Raw genomic sequence first — 16039 nt, forward strand, 5'->3', positions numbered from 1 at the left:
GCGAGGGTCATCCGCGTTGTTCAAGACTGTAACCGAAGCACCGGACCGTTGAGATAGTCGTCCGAACCGCGAGATGGATCACACACAGGGAGTGCCGACCGTGCTCGAAGAGGTGGAACGCTGGCTGACCAGGCGTTCCTGGTCGTCCGACGACCGCCCGCTGACCCGGCTCACCGACGCCCGGGACGCCGATCCGCACCGTACGTCGGTGAGTGTCGTCCTGCCCGCGCTGAACGAGGAGGCCACGGTCGGCGCGATCGTGGCGACGATCCGCCGGGAGCTGATGGAGAAGGTCCGGCTGGTCGACGAGCTCGTGGTGATCGACTCCGGCTCCACCGACGCCACCGCCGCCGTCGCCCGTGCGGCGGGCGCGCACGTGGTCCACCGGGACGCGATCCTGCCCCGGATCCCGGCCCTGCCCGGCAAGGGCGAGGTCCTGTGGCGGTCACTCCTGGTGACCAGCGGCGAGATCGTCTGCTTCGTGGACGCCGACCTGAAGGACTTCTCGGCGGACTTCGTCTCGGGCACGGTCGGGCCGCTGCTCACCGATCCGGCCGTCCAGTTCGTCAAGGCGATGTACGACCGCCCGCTCGGCGACCGCGCAGGTCAGGGTGGTCGGGTCACCGAACTGGTGGCACGTCCGCTGCTCAATCTGCACTGGCCGCAGCTGGCCGGCTTCGTGCAGCCGCTGGGCGGCGAGTACGCGGTGCGGCGGTCCCTGCTGGAGCGGCTGCCGTTCCCGGTCGGTTACGGAGTGGAGCTGGGGCTGCTGGTGGACGCCCTGCACACCGTGGGCCTGGACGCGCTGGGCCAGGTCGACGTCGGCGTCCGCAGGCACCGGCACCAGGACGGGCAGGCGCTGGGCCGGATGGCGGCGGCGATCTACCGCACGGCGCAGCTGCGGCTCTCCCGGGGCCATCTGGTGCGGCCGGCGCTGACCCAGTTCGAGCGCGGCGAGGACGGCTTCGTGCCCCGTACCCATGCGGTGGACACGGAGGAGCGGCCGCCGATGCGGGAGATCGCGGAGTACGCCGAGCGCCACGCGGCGTGAGCAGTGAGCGGCTCCGGAGCGCCACGCGGCGGGAGGGGCGCAGGGCTCGGGAGGCGTTTGGCGGCTTCCCGAACGGGCTAGGTTCCGCTACATGGTCTCCGAGCACGCCGAACCCGCAGCCGCCTCCACCGCCCAGGTCCTCGTCGCGTCCAACCGCGGCCCGGTCTCGTACACGCTCGGCGAGGACGGGACGCTCGACGCCAAGCGGGGCGGTGGCGGTCTCGTCTCCGGGCTGAGTTCCGTCGACGACAAGCTGTGGGTCTGCGCCGCCCTCGGGGACGGTGACCGCGAGGCGGTGCGGCGCGGGGTCGGCGAGGCGGGCGTGCGGATGCTGGACATCGACGCCGAGGTCCACGCCGACGCCTACAACGGCATCGCGAACTCGGTGCTGTGGTTCGTGCACCACCTGCTCTACCAGACGCCCGTCGAGCCGGTCTTCGACGCGGAGTTCCGCCGGCAGTGGGCCTCGTACGAGACGTACAACCGGGCCTTCGCCGAGGCGCTCGCCGAGGAGGCGGGCCCCGGGGCGGCGGTCCTGGTGCAGGACTACCACCTGGCCCTGGTCCCCGGCATGCTCCGCGAGCTGCGCCCGGACCTCAGGATCGGCCACTTCTCGCACACCCCGTGGGCGCCCGTGGACTACTTCCGGCTGCTGCCCGACGACATCGCCGAGCAGTTGCTGCGCGGCATCCTCGGCGCGGACCGGGCCGCGTTCCTGACCCGGCGCTGGGCGGACGCGTTCATCAGCTGCTGTACGGAGATCCTCGGCGGCACGGGCCGGACCAGGATCGGGGTGCACGGCCTCGGGGCCGACGCGGACTTCCTGCGCCGGCGCTCGCAGGAGCCGGACGTGGCGGAGCGGATGGCGGCGCTGCGGGAGCAGGTGGGCGAGGGCCGCAAGACCATCGTCCGGGTGGACCGCACCGAACTGTCCAAGAACATCGTGCGCGGCCTGCACGCCTACCGGGCGCTGCTGGACGCCCGCCCGGAGTGGCGCGAGCGCGTCGTGCACATCGCCTTCGCCTACCCCTCCCGGCAGGACCTCGCCGTCTACCGGGACTACACGGCGGCGGTGCAGACCCTGGCCACGGAGATCAACGGGGCGTACGGCACGGAGACCTGGACGCCCGTGGTGCTCCATGTGAAGGACGACTTCGCCCGCTCGCTGGCCGCGTACCGGCTGGCGGACGTGGCGCTGGTCAACCCGATCCGGGACGGGATGAACCTGGTCGCCAAGGAGGTCCCCGTCGTCTCCGACCACGGCTGCGCGCTGGTGCTGTCGCGGGAGGCGGGGGCGTACGAGGAGCTGGGCGAGGACGCGATCGTGGTGAATCCGTACGACGTGACGGGCACCGCCGAGGCCCTGCACGAGGCGCTGACGATGAGCGCGGACGAACGGTCCGGCCGGACGAAGCGGCTGGCCGGGGCGGCGACCGCGCTGCCGCCCCAGCAGTGGTTCCTCGACCAGCTGGACGCCCTGCGCCAGGGGTGAGCCCCCGGGGCCGGGACAGGGCCGTTCGGTCACGGCCGCTCGGTCACCGGCGCTCGGTCACGGCCGTTCGGTCACGGCCGTTCGGTCACAGCCGCTCGGCCAGGGCCGCCAGGAACGCGACGACGGCGGCCGGGCCCGGCACCGACAGGTCGGCCCGCTCGGCCAGTTCGGGCACCTCGGCGCTGCCGCTGCACACCAGCAGGCCGGGGATGCCGTCCGGGCCCTCGGACCGCAGCTTCTCCACCGCGGCGAACGCGGCGAGGTCCCCGAGGTCGTCGCCCGCGTAGATCACGGATTCGGCGTCCAGCTCCGCGACGAACGCGGCGAGCGCGACGCCCTTGTCCATGCCGGGCGGGCGCAACTCCAGGACCAGGCGGCCCGGTTCGACGATCAGCCCGTGCTGCGCGGCCAGCTCGCCGAGGGGTCCGCGCAGCGTCTCGAAGGCCGCCTGCGGGTCCTCGGCGCGTCGGGTGTGGACCGCGACGGCCTGCCCCTTCTCCTCGATCCAGGTGCCGTGCCAGGCACCGAACTCGTGCAGTACGCCGGGGAGTTCGGCACGTGCCGCGATGACGCCCGGGTGCGGGGCGGGGGCGTGGACGGTGCCGGTCACCGCGTCCCAGCGCTCGGCGCCGTAGTGCCCGAGCACGACGAGATGCTCCAGGCCGGGAACGCCCGCGAAGCCCCCGTAGCGCACGGCGACGCCCGCCGGGCGGCCGGTGATCACGGCGACGGCGGCGACCTTCGGCGCGAGCGCGGCGAGCGCGGCCACCGTGCCGGGGTGGGCACGGGCCTGCTCGGGGTCCGGAACGATGTCGGCGAGCGTGCCGTCGAAGTCGAGCGCGACGACCGCACGGTCGGGCCGGGCGAGAGCGGCGTCGAGCCCCTCGCGGCCGGCCGGGGTGGTCGGGTTCGGCAGGTGTGCGAAGTGGCTGCCCATGGGACGAGCCTATGCCCTGGACGGGTTGATCACGAGCGTTGTCGATGCGGCGACGACTACTCACGGGCGCCCGCGAGTTCGACCGGCCGGGTCCGCAGTGCGAGCGAGGCCGGCAGGACGGCGGAGACGGCGGCCAGGAGCGCGGCGGCCGCGACGACGAGGCCGAGCGTTCCCCACGGCACCATCACGACGGCGGACGGGACGCCCAACAGCACCAGCGCACCCCACACCACCAGCAGGTTCACCGCCGCGACCACTCCTCCGAGCACCGCGCCCACCCCGACCGCCGCCACCGCCTCGGCCGCGACGAGCCGCAGGATCTGGGGCACGGTGGCCCCGGCGAGGCGGAGCACGGCGAGGTCGCGGACCCGGTCGGCGGTGGCCATGACCAGGGTGTTGGCCAGGGCGATCCCCGTACAGAGAAGAGCGATGCCGAGGATCATCCGGAGCCCGGTCCCGGTGTGGTCGTCGTCGGCCCCCGGACCGTTCGCGGCGTGCCACGCGGCCCGGGTCGTCACCTGCGCACCGGTGGCGGCTCCGGCGGTACGCAGCGCGGCTGCGACGGCCCTGTGGTCACCGTCCTCGGCGACCTTGACGTCGATCCGGTCTACGCCCGCGCCACCGGCGTTGCGCGGGGTGACGTAGACGCCGTTGTCGCCGGTGCCGGTGGCCAGGACGGCGGCGATCCGCAGCGAGGTCTCGCGCCCGTCGCCGAGCCAGACGGTGACCCGGTCGCCGATCCGCGTGGTCAGCCACTCCTCGTTGACGACGATCCCGCCGTCGTCGAGATCGGTGAGCCGGCCCGACGTCACGGGCAGCTCCGACACGGCGGCCAGCCGGGCGGGGTCGACCGCACGGGCCGGGGAGGAGACGAGGGCCGTGTCCTCTTCCAGGACGGTGACGGCCGTGGACCGGGAGACGCTGACCACGGCCCCCTCGACGGCCCGCGCCCGCTCCACGAAGGCGGGTGCCAGCGGCCGGCCCTCCTGTCCCGACGTCACCACGAAGTCGGCGGTCGTGGCGGTGCGCGCCTCGGTGGACCTGGCCTCCTCCAGGGTGGCGACGGTGCCCGTGAGGGAGGCGGCGAGGGCGACGGTGATGAGGACGGGCGCGGCGACGGCGGCGGTCCTGCGCACCCCGGCGGCGGTGTTCTCCCGGACGAGTACGCCGAGGGCGCCGGGCAGCCGCGCGGGCAGCCAGGTCAGCAGCCGGCCGGCCGGGCGCACCAGGACGGGGGCGAGGAGGGCGCAGCCGGCGATGAGGAGCATCGGCCGCGTCACGTAGGACTTGCGGCCCAGCAGATCGCCGGGGTCGACGGCCAACGCCAGTGCGGGCAGGCCCAGTCCGGCGAGCAGGACCAGGGTGGCGGTCGCCCAGCGGCTCACCGGCATGACGCGGCTGTCGACGGCCGCCTCGCGCAGCGCCTCGGTCGGCGCGGTGCGCCCCGCCCGGTGACAGGAGACGAGCGCCCCCGCCGTGGCGACGGACACCCCGGTCCAGAAGGCGGTGTGCAGCGGCCAGGACGCGTCGCCGAGGGCGAACCAGGGCGGGGCGAGACCCGCGTCGGTCATCCGGCCGACCAGCAGGGGCGCGCCCCTGGCCCCGAGCCAACTGCCCGCCGCCGAGGCGAGGATGCCGACGAGGACCGCTTCGGCGCACACCGTACGGCGGATCTGGCCAGGCGTCGCACCGGCCGTGCGCAACAGTCCGAACTCCCGCCGCCGTTGGGCCACGGCGAACGAGAACGTCGAGCCCACGACGGCGGCGGAGACGAACAGGGTGATGCCCGCGGCGGTGCCGAGCAGCGCGTTGACGGAGACCAGGGCTCGGGCGTCGCGGTCGGGGTCGGGATCGGCGCGGCGGCGGTCGTGGCCGGTGAGGACGTCCATGCCGCTGTCCGGCCCGAGCAGCCCGCGTACGGCGGTGGCGTCGGCGTGCACCACGAGGGCGTCGATGTCCGGGGAGATCCGGGCGGCCTCGGCGTCGGTGAAGAAGACGGCCTCCTCGAAGCCCCGTCCGGCCACGGTGCCGACGACGGTCCGGGCGCCGCTCCCGGCCGGGGTGCGGACCCGGACGCGGTCACCGGCACGCAGGAGCGCGTCGCCGGGCCCGGTGGTCACGACGACCTCGCCGGGGGCGGCGGGGGCCCGGCCCGAGGTGAGGCGGTACGGGGCCCCGGCGGCGGCCGACCACGGGTGCCCGGCGCGGGCTTCGCCGCCCCTTTCGGTACGCGGCGTTCCGACGTCCACCGGGAAGGTCCGGTCCTCCACCGTGCGGCCGAGGGCGGCCAGTCGGGAGGCGACGCGCTCCGTGACCGGGCCGGGGCGGTCGAGGGGCGCGGTCCGGGTCCCGGTCGGGGTGTCGACGTGGAGGCGGTCGGCGGCCCGGACGACGACGGGAGCGGCGGCGAAGCGTTCGGGCCCACGCTCCGGGGCGTCGAACGTCGCGGCGAGGGCCAGTCCGGTGGCCGCGATCAGGCCCACCCCCAGGGCCAGGGCGACGAAGGAACCGACGAAGGTGACCCACCGCGTCCGCACCCCGCGCAGAGCGAGCATCAGCACGGGACCACCGCCGAGGAAGCCGAGGCCGTCGGGGCCGTCGCAGAGGCCGACGCCGGGGCCGCCGCAGAGGCCGAGGAAGCCGGAGAAGCCCCCGTCGGCGAGGCCGAGCCCACCGCCATCCGGGCGGCGACCCGCTCCGCCGACGGCGCGTCCAGCTCGTCCCGGATCCGGCCGTCGGCGAGGAAGACGACCCGGTCGGCGAAGGAGGCGGCGACCGGATCGTGGGTCACCATGATCACTGTGCGTCCTTCGTCGGTCATGTCGCGCAGCAGGCCGAGCACCGCGCGCCCGGTGGTGGAGTCCAGGGCCCCGGTCGGTTCGTCGCCGAAGAGCACCTCGGGCCGGGTCACCAGAGCGCGGGCGATGGCCACCCGCTGCTGCTGGCCGCCGGAGAGCTCGCCGGGCCGGTGTCCGGCCCGCTCGCGCAGCCCGACCTGGTCCAGCGCGTGGAGCACCTCGGCCTTGCGGGGCCGCCGTCCGGCGAGCCGCAGCGGCAGGGCCACGTTCTGCGCTGCGGTCAGCGACGGCAGCAGGTTGAACGCCTGGAAGACGAAGCCGATCCGCCCCCGGCGCAGCCGGGTCAGCCGGGCCTCGCTCAGTCCGGTCAGATCCGTGTCGCCCAGCAGCACCCGGCCGCCGGTCGGCCGGTCCAGGCCCGCGATGCAGTGCAGGAGCGTCGACTTGCCGGAGCCGGAGGGCCCCATGACCGCGGTGAACGTACCGGGGCGGATGGTCAGGGTGACATCGTCGAGCGCTTTCACCATGCTGCCGTCGCGGCCGTAGGAGCGGGTGACGGACCGGAGCCGAACGGCCGGTACCTGGCCGGTTGTCGCTGCTGGATTCATGGTGTCCACTCAACCGGCGGCGCTCGCACGGCACATCACGGCGAGGTGGAGTCCGGTGGTGGAGCCAGCTCCACCATCGAGGTGGCAGCGGGCAGGGTGGCTGGGCCGCGCGACCGTCTCGTAGCGTGCCCGGCATGCTCTCCCCCAGCCCGCCGCCTCCGTCACCGGGGCCCCGGCCCGCCCTCCCCCGGGCCCTGTCCCGCCGCCTCCTCGGCGGTCGGCGGTGGCGTGCCGCGCTCTACCTCCTGACCAGCGTGCCCCTCGGCATCGCGACGCTGGTCGCGCTGCTCCTGCTGGCCGTCGCGGGCAGCGCGCTGGCCGTTCTCGTCATCGGGGTGCCGCTGCTGCTGACGCTCGTCCTGGCCGGGGTCCCGCTGGCCGCGCTGGAGCGGCGCAGGCTCCGGCTGGTCGACCCGGTCCCCGTCCTCGATCCGCACCGCGAACCGCCCGAGCCGGGCCTGGCGTCCTGGCTGCGTACCCGGCTCCAGGAGCGTTGCACCTGGCGGGAGTTGGCGTACGCGCTGCTCTTCGCGTTCGTCCTGTGGCCGCTGGAGGCGCTGGCCGTCTCCACGGTGCTCCTGGTGTGCGGCGGGCTGATCGGGACGCCGGTGATAATGGCGGCGGGCGGGGACGGGGAGGCGCGGGTCCTGAAGCTCTGGCTCGCCGACTCCTGGCCGGAGGCGTTCGCGGTGCTGCTGGCGGGGGTGGTGCTGCTGCCGTTGCTGACCTGGCCGCTGGGGGTGGTGGTCCGGGGCCGGGCCGTACTGACCCGGGCACTGCTGGCCGCGCCGGATTCCGCGCTCGACTCCCGGATCGCGGAGCTGGACCGGTCGCGGATGCGGCTGGTGGACGCGTTCGAGGCGGAACGCCGCCGTATCGAGCGCGATCTGCACGACGGGGCGCAGCAGCGGCTGGTGGCGCTCTCCATGACGCTGGGCCTCGCCCGGCTGGAGAAGCCCGCCGAACCGCTGGGCGGGCTGCTGGACCGGGCGTACGAGGAGGCGTCGGTCGCGCTGGTGGAGATCCGGGAGCTGATCCACGGGATCCATCCCCACATCCTCACCGACCGGGGTCTGGTGGCCGCCGTCGAGGACCTGGCGGACCGCTCGCCGGTCCCGGTCGATGTGCGGCTGGCCGTACCGGACCGGTTGCCCCAGGCCGTCGAGACCGCGGTCTACTTCGCGGTCAGCGAGGCGCTGGCGAACGTGGCGAAGCACAGCGGGGCGACGCGGGTGACGGTGACCGGCGCGCATGCGAGGGGGCGGCTGACGGTGGAGGTCGAGGACGACGGACGCGGGGGAGCGCGGCCGGGCGGAACGACGAACGGAGACGCGGGCAGAGACGCGGAGGCGGGCGCGGAAAACAGTAGTGGCGGCACAGTCGGTACGGGCAGGGCAGGCGGCACGGGTCTCCAGGGCGTCACCGATCGCCTCTCCGTGCTGGGCGGGACCCTGCTACTGTCCAGTCCGCCCGGGGGGCCGACGGTGTTCCGGCTGGAGGTTCCCTGCCCGCCCGCGGATTCGAGGACCTGATGCTGCGCGTCGTACTGGCCGAGGACAGCGTGCTCCTGCGCGAGGGCCTGGTCGGCCTGCTGGAACGCTTCGGGCACCGGGTCCTCGCCGCGGTGGGCACCGCCGAGGAGCTGACGGCCGCCGCCCTGGAGCACCGCCCGGACATCGTGGTGACCGACGTCCGGATGCCGCCCGGCTTCTCGGACGAGGGCCTGCGGGCCGCCGTCGCGCTGCGCGGGAGGCTGCCGGGGCTGCCGGTGCTCGTACTCAGCCAGTACGTCCAGCGCACCTACGCCGAGGATCTGCTGGACGCCTCGGACGGTACAGGGGTGGGCTACTTGCTCAAGGAGCGCATCGGCCACGTCGAGGAGTTCGCCGACGCGCTGCGCCGGGTGTCCGAGGGTGCCACGGTGGTGGACCCCGAGGTCGTGCGGCAGCTGATCCGGCACCGCCGTGACCCGCTGGCCCGGCTCACCGCCCGTGAACAGGAAGTGCTGGCCCTGATGGCGGAGGGCCGGTCCAACGCGTCCGTCGCCGAGGCCCTGCACGTCGGCGAGGGCACGGTCAGCAAGCACTTCGGCTCGATCCTCACCAAGCTCGACCTCGACGTCTCGGACGCCACCAACCGCCGGGTGCTGGCGGTCCTGGCGTTCCTGCGCGGCTGAGCCCACCGCCGCTCTCGCCCTTCTCCCTCCCGGCCTCCCCGTACCGCCACCCGGACCCTCCCCGACCTCGCGAGCTTGACAGCCATTCCCTCACGACTCCATGATTCCATTAATTGACTAATGGAATCGAGGCGAGGCGCGTGGCAGACACGAGCACTCCGAACGGGACGTCCGGCAGCTGGGCCCTGGAAGCCCGCGGCCTGGGCAAGCGCTACCGGCGCGGCTGGGCGCTGCGCGACTGCTCCTTCCGGATCCCGGCCGGCCGCATCTGCGGTCTGGTCGGGCCGAACGGGGCCGGCAAGAGCACCCTGCTCGGACTGGCGACCCGGCAGGTGCAGCCGACGACCGGCGAACTGCGGGTCTTCGGCGTACCGGTCGACGACCCCGCCGTGATGCCCAGATTCGCCTTCCTCGGACAGGAGAAGCCGCTGTTCAAGCGGTTCAGCGTGGCCGACACCCTGCGCATGGGCGCCGAGCTGAACCCCGGCTGGGACGCGGCGGCGGCGGAGCGGATCGTCCGCTCCGGCAACGTCCCGCTCCACGCCCGGGTCGGCACGCTCTCCGGCGGCCAGCGCACCCGGGTGGCCTTCGCCCTCGCCTTCGGCAAGCGGCCCGACCTGCTGCTCCTGGACGAGCCGATGTCGGACCTCGACCCGCTGGCCCGCGACGAGATGAGCACCCTGCTGATGTCGGAGGCCGTCGAACGCGGCACCACGGTGGTGATGTCCTCGCACATGCTGACCGAGCTGGAGGACATGTGCGACTACCTGCTGGTCGTCGCCGAGGGCCGGATCCGGATGGCCGGTGACGCCGACGCGCTGGTCCCGGCCCACGCGCTGGTCACCGGGGTGGCCCGGGACGGCGCGCCGCCGCCCGAGCTCGCCCACCACACGGTCGTCGAAACCCGCCTCCAGGGACGGCAGTTCCAGGCGATGATCCGGCCGAAGGGCCCGCTCCCGGCCGACTGGGAGACGGCCGAACCCTCCCTGGAGGAAGTCCTCCTCGCCCATCTCCGCTCCCCGGACGCACCCTCGCTCTACACCCAGGGCGCCCGCGTCGAGGCCGAAGGGAACCAGGCCGCATGAGCACCACCCTCACCGAGAAGCCCGCCGGGATCGACTCCGGCCGCCGCCTGTTGCGCGGAGTGCCGTGGCTCGTCGTCCGCCAGCACCGGGTCGCGCTGGCCTGCGTCCTCGGCCTCACCCTGCTGACCGCGCTCTGGATCGTGTACGAGCGCAACGAGCTGGTGCAGCTGCTCGACGCGAAGGGCTGGCCGGAGAAGGACGCCGGCCGGCCGATGGAGAACAACCGGGGCTACAACTACATCAACAGCGTCCTCAGCGGCCTGCCCCTGATCCTCGCCGTCTTCATCGGCGCCCCGCTGATCGCTGGCGATCAGGAGAACGGCACCGCGCAGCTCGTCACCACCCAGTCCGTCACCCGCCGCCAGTGGCTGATCGCCAAACTGGGCCTGGCCTACGCCCTCGCGCTGATCTCCGGCCTGGTGCTCTCGGCCCTGTTCACCTGGTGGTGGAAGCCCTACCGCTCGGTCTTCCTCAGCGACTGGATCGACGGCGTCATCTTCGACAACACCGGGCCCGTCCTGCCCGCGTTCCTCCTCTTCCTCACCGCGGCGGGCGTCACCATCGGCGTCGTGGTCCGCCGGGTGCTCCCGGCGATGGTGATCACGTTCCTCTTCACCACCATCACCACCATGTTCGTCTGGGACGAGGTGCGCGTACGCCTCGGCACCACGCAGATGTTCACGTACCCGATGGACACCGAACTCCCTGCCCGGTTCGACGAGGCGTACGAGGTGGACCGCTGGGTCGGCAGTGCCGACGGGACGCTGTACGGCTGGGGCACCTGCGCCGAGGCGACCGACAAGTTGCAGAACGCGTGCATCAAGGAGCACGGCATCGTCAACGACGTCATCGAGTACCTCGACTACAGCCAGATGGCGTCGATGCAGTGGACCGCGGCGGGCCTCCTGCTCGCCGGAACGGCCCTGCTCACGGCGTTCACCCTGTGGCGGGTCTCGCGTCGCCCGCTGTGAGTACGCCCCTGTCCCCCTACGTAGAGTGTCGGCATTCGAGCGGAAGGTGAAGGCCGTGGTCGTGTTCCGCATCGACCGGCGCAGTGGAGTGGCGACCTATCTCCAGATCGTCCGGCAGGTCGAGCAGGCGCTCCGGATGGGCGCGCTGGAGGAGGGCGACCGCCTGCCCACCGCCGCCCAGGTCGCCGCGACCACCAAGGTCAACCCGAACACGACCCTCAAGGCCTACCGCGAACTGGAGCGCATGGGCCTGGCCGAAGTGCGGCAGGGAGCCGGCACGTTCATCACCCGCTCCCTCGCCCAGCCCCAGTCCGGCCCCGACTCACCGCTGCGCGCCGCCCTCGCCGACTGGCTGGCCCTGGCCCGTGCCGAAGGGCTCACCGGCCAGGACGTCACCGCCCTGTTCCACTCGGCGTTCGACAGCGCCTATCCGGGCGAGACGACGGGCTGACGGACCGGGGCCTCCCCCCGGTCAGGCGCGGCTGTAGCGGTAGCCGCTGCCGTGGGCCGGGCCGACGTCGTGCAGGATCCCCGATCCGGCGACGGTGAAGAACGAGGATTCGGTGTCGCGGCACATCCCGGTGGAACGGGCCTGGTCCACCACGCCGGCGCCGACGTTGATCCGCTTCCCGCCGTCCGCCACCGAGGTCAGCTTCGCCGTGTACTCGCAGTGCCCCGAGCCCTGTACGTCGGCGACGAGGGTGACCGCGCTCTGCCCCGGCGACACCCGCCGCACGACCACGGTGTGGGGCTGGAGGACGTCGTACTGCGATGCGATGGACCAGGTGCCGACGAAGGACTGCGGCACCCGGTTGTCCGGTCCGGCGGGATCCGGGTCAGGGGCGGGGGGCTTCGGAGCGCCCCCGGAGCCGCCCGACCCGGACGACCCGGACGAACCGGCCCCGCCCTGCGCGCCGCCTCCGCCGGAGGCTGCCGCCTCCTGGCCCCCGGACGAACCTCCGTCGGCAGCGGAGCCCTCGCCGCTGCCGCCCTGCCCGCCCGCCGCGTCGCCGCCTCCCTCGTCCTTCTCCTTCTCCTTCTCGTCGTCCTTCTTCTTGTCCTTGTCCTTCGCGCCGTCCTTGCCGTTCTCGTCGTCGCCCTTGGCGGAGGGCGAGGCCGCGGGGGCGTCGCCGGTGTCGGGCGGTGCCGCGGACCCGCCGCCCCGGGCGTCCGCGCCGCCGCCGGGGTCGCGGTTGAGGAAGGCCGTGGTGCCACCGGCCACCAGTACGGCGACGACGGCGGCCGCGACGACCCAGGCACGCCGCCGACGACGCGGTCGGTCCCCAACAGCCGCGGTGGCCGGAACGACCACCGCGCCGGACGGCTCGGGGGCCGCGTCCGGCCCGGCCTGCTGCTCGGGCTTCGGGTCCGGTGCGTCGTCCTTCGCCGACGCGGGCCGCAGATCGACCGTGCCGGGATCGGGACCCGCGGGGACGGCAGAGGCAGCGGGGGCCGCCGGGACGGCGAGGACAACCGGGGCGGCGGGGGCAGCGGGCTCGTTGGATCCCGGGGTCGCGGGTCCCGCGCCCTCCGGCGTATCCGCGCCCTCCGGGGGCCCGGCACTCTCCGGTACGTCCGGGCCGCCCGGTCCCTCCGGCTGCTCGGGGTCCTCCGGCACCTCCGCGTCGAGCAACAGGGCCGCCTGCTGCGCCAGTCGGGCCAGGAGCACCGGCGGCAGCCACGCGCCGCGCAGGGCGCCCGAGGGCCGCGCGGGCGTCATGCTCTCCAACAGCGCGTCCACACCCGGGCGTTCGGCGGCACTCTTGGTCAGGCAGCGTTCGATCAGCTCGCGCAAGGGGGCGTCCGCCACCGCCGCGAGGTCCGGCGGGGACTGGACGATCCGGAACATCACGGCGTGCTGGTTGCTCACCCCGGCCCCGAACGGCAGGCTCCCGGTGGCCGCGTACATCAGCACACAGCCGAGGGAGAAGACGTCCGCCCCGGGCCCGGTCTCCTCGCCGAGGATCTGTTCGGGCGCCATGAAGCCGGGCGAGCCGATGACCATGCCGGTGCTGGTGAGCAGGGACTCCACGGAGACCTGGAGCGCGCGGGCGATGCCGAAGTCGATGACGCGGGGGCCGTCGACGGTGAGCAGGACGTTGGACGGCTTCAGATCCCGGTGGACGATCCCGGCGGCATGAATACCGCGCAGCGCTCTCAACAGCCCTTCGGCCAGCACGTTCACCGAGTCGACGGGCAGCGGACCGTGCTCCCGGACGGCCTGTTCGAGGGAGGGGCCGGGCACATAGCCGGTGGCCACCCACGGCTGCTCGGCGTCGGGGTCGGCGTCGAGCACGGGCGCGGTGTACCGCCCGCCGACCCGGCGGGCCGCCTCGATCTCCCGGCGGAAGCGGGCCCGGAACTCGCCGTTCGCGATGTGCTCCTCGTGCACCACCTTCACGGCCACCGTGCGCCCGCCCCCGGAGCGGGCCAGATACACCCGGCCCATCCCGCCCGCACCGAGCCGGCCGAGCAGCGGATAGGGCCCGATCCGGGCCGGGTCACCGGCCGCGAGCGGCCGTATGCCCTCCATCGCCGTGTAGCGCCCGCTGTCCTTGCCCTTGCTCATCCTGACCCGATCCCCCGATGGCCTTTGCCCCTGCGGTCGTTCACATCCGGCCGGAGCCGTTCGCGCAACGCTCAGGATAGGCCGGAGAACGGTCACGCACGGCGGGGGCCGCCTCCCGGGAGGGGATCCCGACGGGTCCGTAGGATCGCGGTCATGGGGACGAACACGGGGGGTCGCGTCCAGAGCGGCCTCGGGGAGCGCGTCGCCGGGCCGGTCTGCGGTCTCCTGGCGTTCTGCGTGGTGCCGGCCGGACTTCTGTCGGGCCCCTCGGCGGGCTGGCACGCGGTCCTGCCCATGATGGCGGCGGTGCTCGGCGCGCTCGCCGCGGCCGGCCTGCACACCCGGGTCCGGGTCGTCCCGGCGGCCGCCGTGGTCGTGGCCGTCTGTTCCACCCTCGGCACGGTGTTCGGCCGGCCTCCGGCACTGGAGAAGGCGACCGGCGTGGCCACCCTGGTGGAGATCGCGGGGGTGCTGGTGCTCGTCTGCCTGGTCGCCCGGTACGCCGAGCCCCGGCAGGCCTTCGTGCTCTGCACCGTACTCGGGGCGCTGGCGTCGACGGCGCTCCTGCGGCTCCAGGTCCCCGCGACCCTGCTCGAAGCCGCCGCGCAGAGCGCCTTCTTCGCGCTCGGCGCCATCGCCGCGGCCGCGACGGGCGGCGGTCTGCGCACCCTGGAGACGCGCCGGATCCGGGCCGTGCACGAGGCCCGCCGCAGCCAGCGCCTCCAACTGGCGGGCGATCTGCATGACTTCGTGGCCCACGATGTGTCGGGCATCGTCGTGCTGGCCCAGGCGGCACAAGTGATCGGCGCGGACCACCCGGAGAAGCTCCTGCCGCTCCTCCGGCAGATCGAGGCCTCCGGCCATCAGGCCCTCGGCTCCATGGACCGTACGGTGCTGATGCTCCGGTCCTCCGACGGAGCGGACCCGGGCGGCCGGGGCGCGGCGGATGCGTCACCGCCGGGGGCCTCCGGCCTCGAGGACATCGTGGACGTCGTCGACCGGTTCCGGGCCGCCGGCCGGGCCACGGTGCGCCTGGACCTCGACCGGTCGCCCGAGCAGATCGGCCGGGTGCCCCGCGAAGTGGCGAGCACCGCCCACCGGGTGGTGGTGGAGGCGCTGACCAACGTACGGCGGCACGCCGGCGCCACGCCGTGGGTGACCGTGTCCGTGGCGTCCGGCCCCGAGCACCCGGAAGCGGTGCTCACCGTGTCCGTGGCCAACGGCGCCCCCTCCGCCGGCGAGGCGGGCCGAGGGCGTCTCGGCGACCGGGGCCGGCCCGGGGCCACCGGCCTGGAGGGGCTCGCCGAACGGGCTCGGGCGCTCGGGGGGACCCTCGAGTTCGGCGTCCACGAGGGGCGCGGCTGGCGGGTCGTCGCGGTCCTGCCGCTGGCCGGGGCGGGGCCGGAACCGGTCGCCTGACGCGGGCCGTTCACGTGCTCGGCGGGGCCGTTCACGTCCTCAGCCGCGGGCGCAGCGCTTGCACACGCCGCGCCGCCGGAAGTAGTAGGCGAGGGTGGCGGCCGCCAGGGCGATCCCCCACACCGGCCAGACCATCTCCGGCACCGTGGCGCCCCAGTCGTCCCTCTGGTTGTCGAAGGCCCCCTGGAGGTGCAGGCGGGCACCCGCCGGCCCCGGAGGCCCACCGCCCAGCGGGGGAAGACCTCGCCCCAGCGGCGCACCAGGCCCAGCGTGAGCAGCGAGCCGAGCGCCCCCATGGTGGCGAGCGCGGCGCCGAAGAGCCAGAGGTGGTCCTCCTTGCCCTCCTCCCAGAGCTCTTCGGAGATGCCGAGCGGGATGCCCAGGGCCCAGGCCCACCGCGTCGCGGCGTACAGCAGAGGGACGGCGACCGCCGTGCGGACGGCTCTTCGGCCCCAGCGGGCGGCGGACTCCGGCGAGGTCCAGCCGGCGCCCGCTTCGGTGCGCCCGCAGCCGGTGCACGCGCCGGACGTACGGCGCTGGTAGACGACCGCGGAGGCGGCCATGAGGCCCACCGCGACCACCGCGAACACCTGGTTGATCACACTCCAGTTGATGGCGCCGAACTTCAGTAGGAAGACATAGGCGAGATTGCCGAGGATCCGGAAGTCGGCGAGCGTGCAGAACACGGCGGCCGCCGCGAGCGCGGTGGCCCCGACCAGCACCGGGGTGGGGATCCGTCGGCGGCCGGGCAGCGCGAGAAGGACCGCGACCGCGGCGCTGCCCAGGAACCCGCCCGCGATCCACGGAGCCAGCCGGTCACGGCCGACGTGCTCGAAGGCCGAGTACTCCGGGTTGGCGTCGTCGGCCCCGAACGGGAAGCCGTCGCCGCCGAGGGCCCAGTAGGTGTGGGCGAGTCCGTAGAGGAGAAGCGCC

13 protein-coding genes are annotated in these 16039 nt (G+C 74.2%); 9 read left to right on the forward strand and 4 right to left on the reverse strand.

All coding sequences use genetic code 11. The annotated features are described in order from the left end of the window. Positions 1-100: 100 nt before the first annotated feature. Together ACH4UK_RS14165 and ACH4UK_RS14170 are read left to right on the forward strand one after the other, a co-directional pair. A complete protein-coding gene (locus tag ACH4UK_RS14165; RefSeq protein ID WP_398356341.1) occupies positions 101-1051 on the forward strand; it encodes a glucosyl-3-phosphoglycerate synthase in 951 nt (316 codons plus the stop codon). Positions 1052-1142: 91 nt separating this feature from the next. Then, complete coding sequence (locus tag ACH4UK_RS14170; protein ID WP_398356288.1) at positions 1143-2543, forward strand: trehalose-6-phosphate synthase; 1401 nt, start codon at positions 1143-1145, stop codon at positions 2541-2543. Positions 2544-2628: 85 nt separating this feature from the next. Here ACH4UK_RS14170 and otsB read toward each other — a convergent pair whose 3' ends face one another. Genes otsB through ACH4UK_RS14185 form a run of 3 tightly spaced genes read right to left on the reverse strand, consistent with a single transcriptional unit; the run spans position 2629 to position 6886 of the window. Continuing rightward, entirely contained in the window at positions 2629-3480 is an 852-nt protein-coding gene (gene otsB / locus ACH4UK_RS14175) for a trehalose-phosphatase (RefSeq protein ID WP_398356289.1), read from the reverse strand. 56 nt (positions 3481-3536) lie between these two features. Next, positions 3537-6041: an FtsX-like permease family protein gene (locus ACH4UK_RS14180; protein WP_398356290.1), complete on the reverse strand. Its 2505-nt coding sequence runs from the start codon at positions 6039-6041 to the stop codon at positions 3537-3539. Beyond that, complete coding sequence (locus ACH4UK_RS14185) at positions 6035-6886, reverse strand: ABC transporter ATP-binding protein (RefSeq protein ID WP_398356291.1); 852 nt, start codon at positions 6884-6886, stop codon at positions 6035-6037. The genes ACH4UK_RS14180 and ACH4UK_RS14185 overlap by 7 nt, the downstream gene beginning before the upstream one ends. A 134-nt stretch (positions 6887-7020) precedes the next feature. Here ACH4UK_RS14185 and ACH4UK_RS14190 point away from each other — a divergent pair, with 134 nt between their 5' ends. From ACH4UK_RS14190 to ACH4UK_RS14210, 5 genes are all read left to right on the forward strand, one after another. Next, positions 7021-8418 carry a sensor histidine kinase gene (locus ACH4UK_RS14190; protein ID WP_398356292.1) on the forward strand — a complete coding sequence of 466 codons (1398 nt, stop codon included), beginning with the start codon at positions 7021-7023 and terminating at the stop codon, positions 8416-8418. Further along, positions 8418-9062 (forward strand): LuxR C-terminal-related transcriptional regulator, encoded by a 645-nt coding sequence (locus tag ACH4UK_RS14195; protein WP_398356293.1) that lies wholly within the window; start codon positions 8418-8420, stop codon positions 9060-9062. The genes ACH4UK_RS14190 and ACH4UK_RS14195 overlap by 1 nt, the downstream gene beginning before the upstream one ends. A gap of 140 nt (positions 9063-9202) precedes the next feature. Continuing rightward, positions 9203-10147 (forward strand): ABC transporter ATP-binding protein, encoded by a 945-nt coding sequence (locus tag ACH4UK_RS14200; RefSeq protein ID WP_398356294.1) that lies wholly within the window; start codon positions 9203-9205, stop codon positions 10145-10147. After that, entirely contained in the window at positions 10144-11118 is a 975-nt protein-coding gene (locus tag ACH4UK_RS14205; RefSeq protein ID WP_398356295.1) for an ABC transporter permease, read from the forward strand. Before ACH4UK_RS14200 ends, ACH4UK_RS14205 begins: the two co-directional genes overlap by 4 nt. Before the next feature lie 46 nt (positions 11119-11164). Beyond that, a complete protein-coding gene (locus ACH4UK_RS14210; RefSeq protein WP_398356342.1) occupies positions 11165-11569 on the forward strand; it encodes a GntR family transcriptional regulator in 405 nt (134 codons plus the stop codon). 21 nt (positions 11570-11590) lie between these two features. On the opposite strand, the gene ACH4UK_RS14215 is transcribed toward ACH4UK_RS14210, so the two are convergent. After that, entirely contained in the window at positions 11591-13687 is a 2097-nt protein-coding gene (locus ACH4UK_RS14215) for a protein kinase (RefSeq protein ID WP_398356296.1), read from the reverse strand. A gap of 153 nt (positions 13688-13840) precedes the next feature. Here ACH4UK_RS14215 and ACH4UK_RS14220 point away from each other — a divergent pair, with 153 nt between their 5' ends. Together ACH4UK_RS14220 and ACH4UK_RS14225 are read left to right on the forward strand one after the other, a co-directional pair. Beyond that, a complete protein-coding gene (locus ACH4UK_RS14220; RefSeq protein ID WP_398356297.1) occupies positions 13841-15106 on the forward strand; it encodes a sensor histidine kinase in 1266 nt (421 codons plus the stop codon). Between the two features lie 375 nt (positions 15107-15481). Further along, on the forward strand, positions 15482-15649 hold the full coding sequence (locus ACH4UK_RS14225; protein WP_398356298.1) for a hypothetical protein: 168 nt from the start codon (positions 15482-15484) through the stop codon (positions 15647-15649). The last annotated feature ends 390 nt before the right edge of the window (positions 15650-16039 follow it).

This window comes from Streptomyces sp. NPDC020884 (assembly GCF_044333935.1).
Taxonomy (GTDB): domain Bacteria; phylum Actinomycetota; class Actinomycetes; order Streptomycetales; family Streptomycetaceae; genus Streptomyces.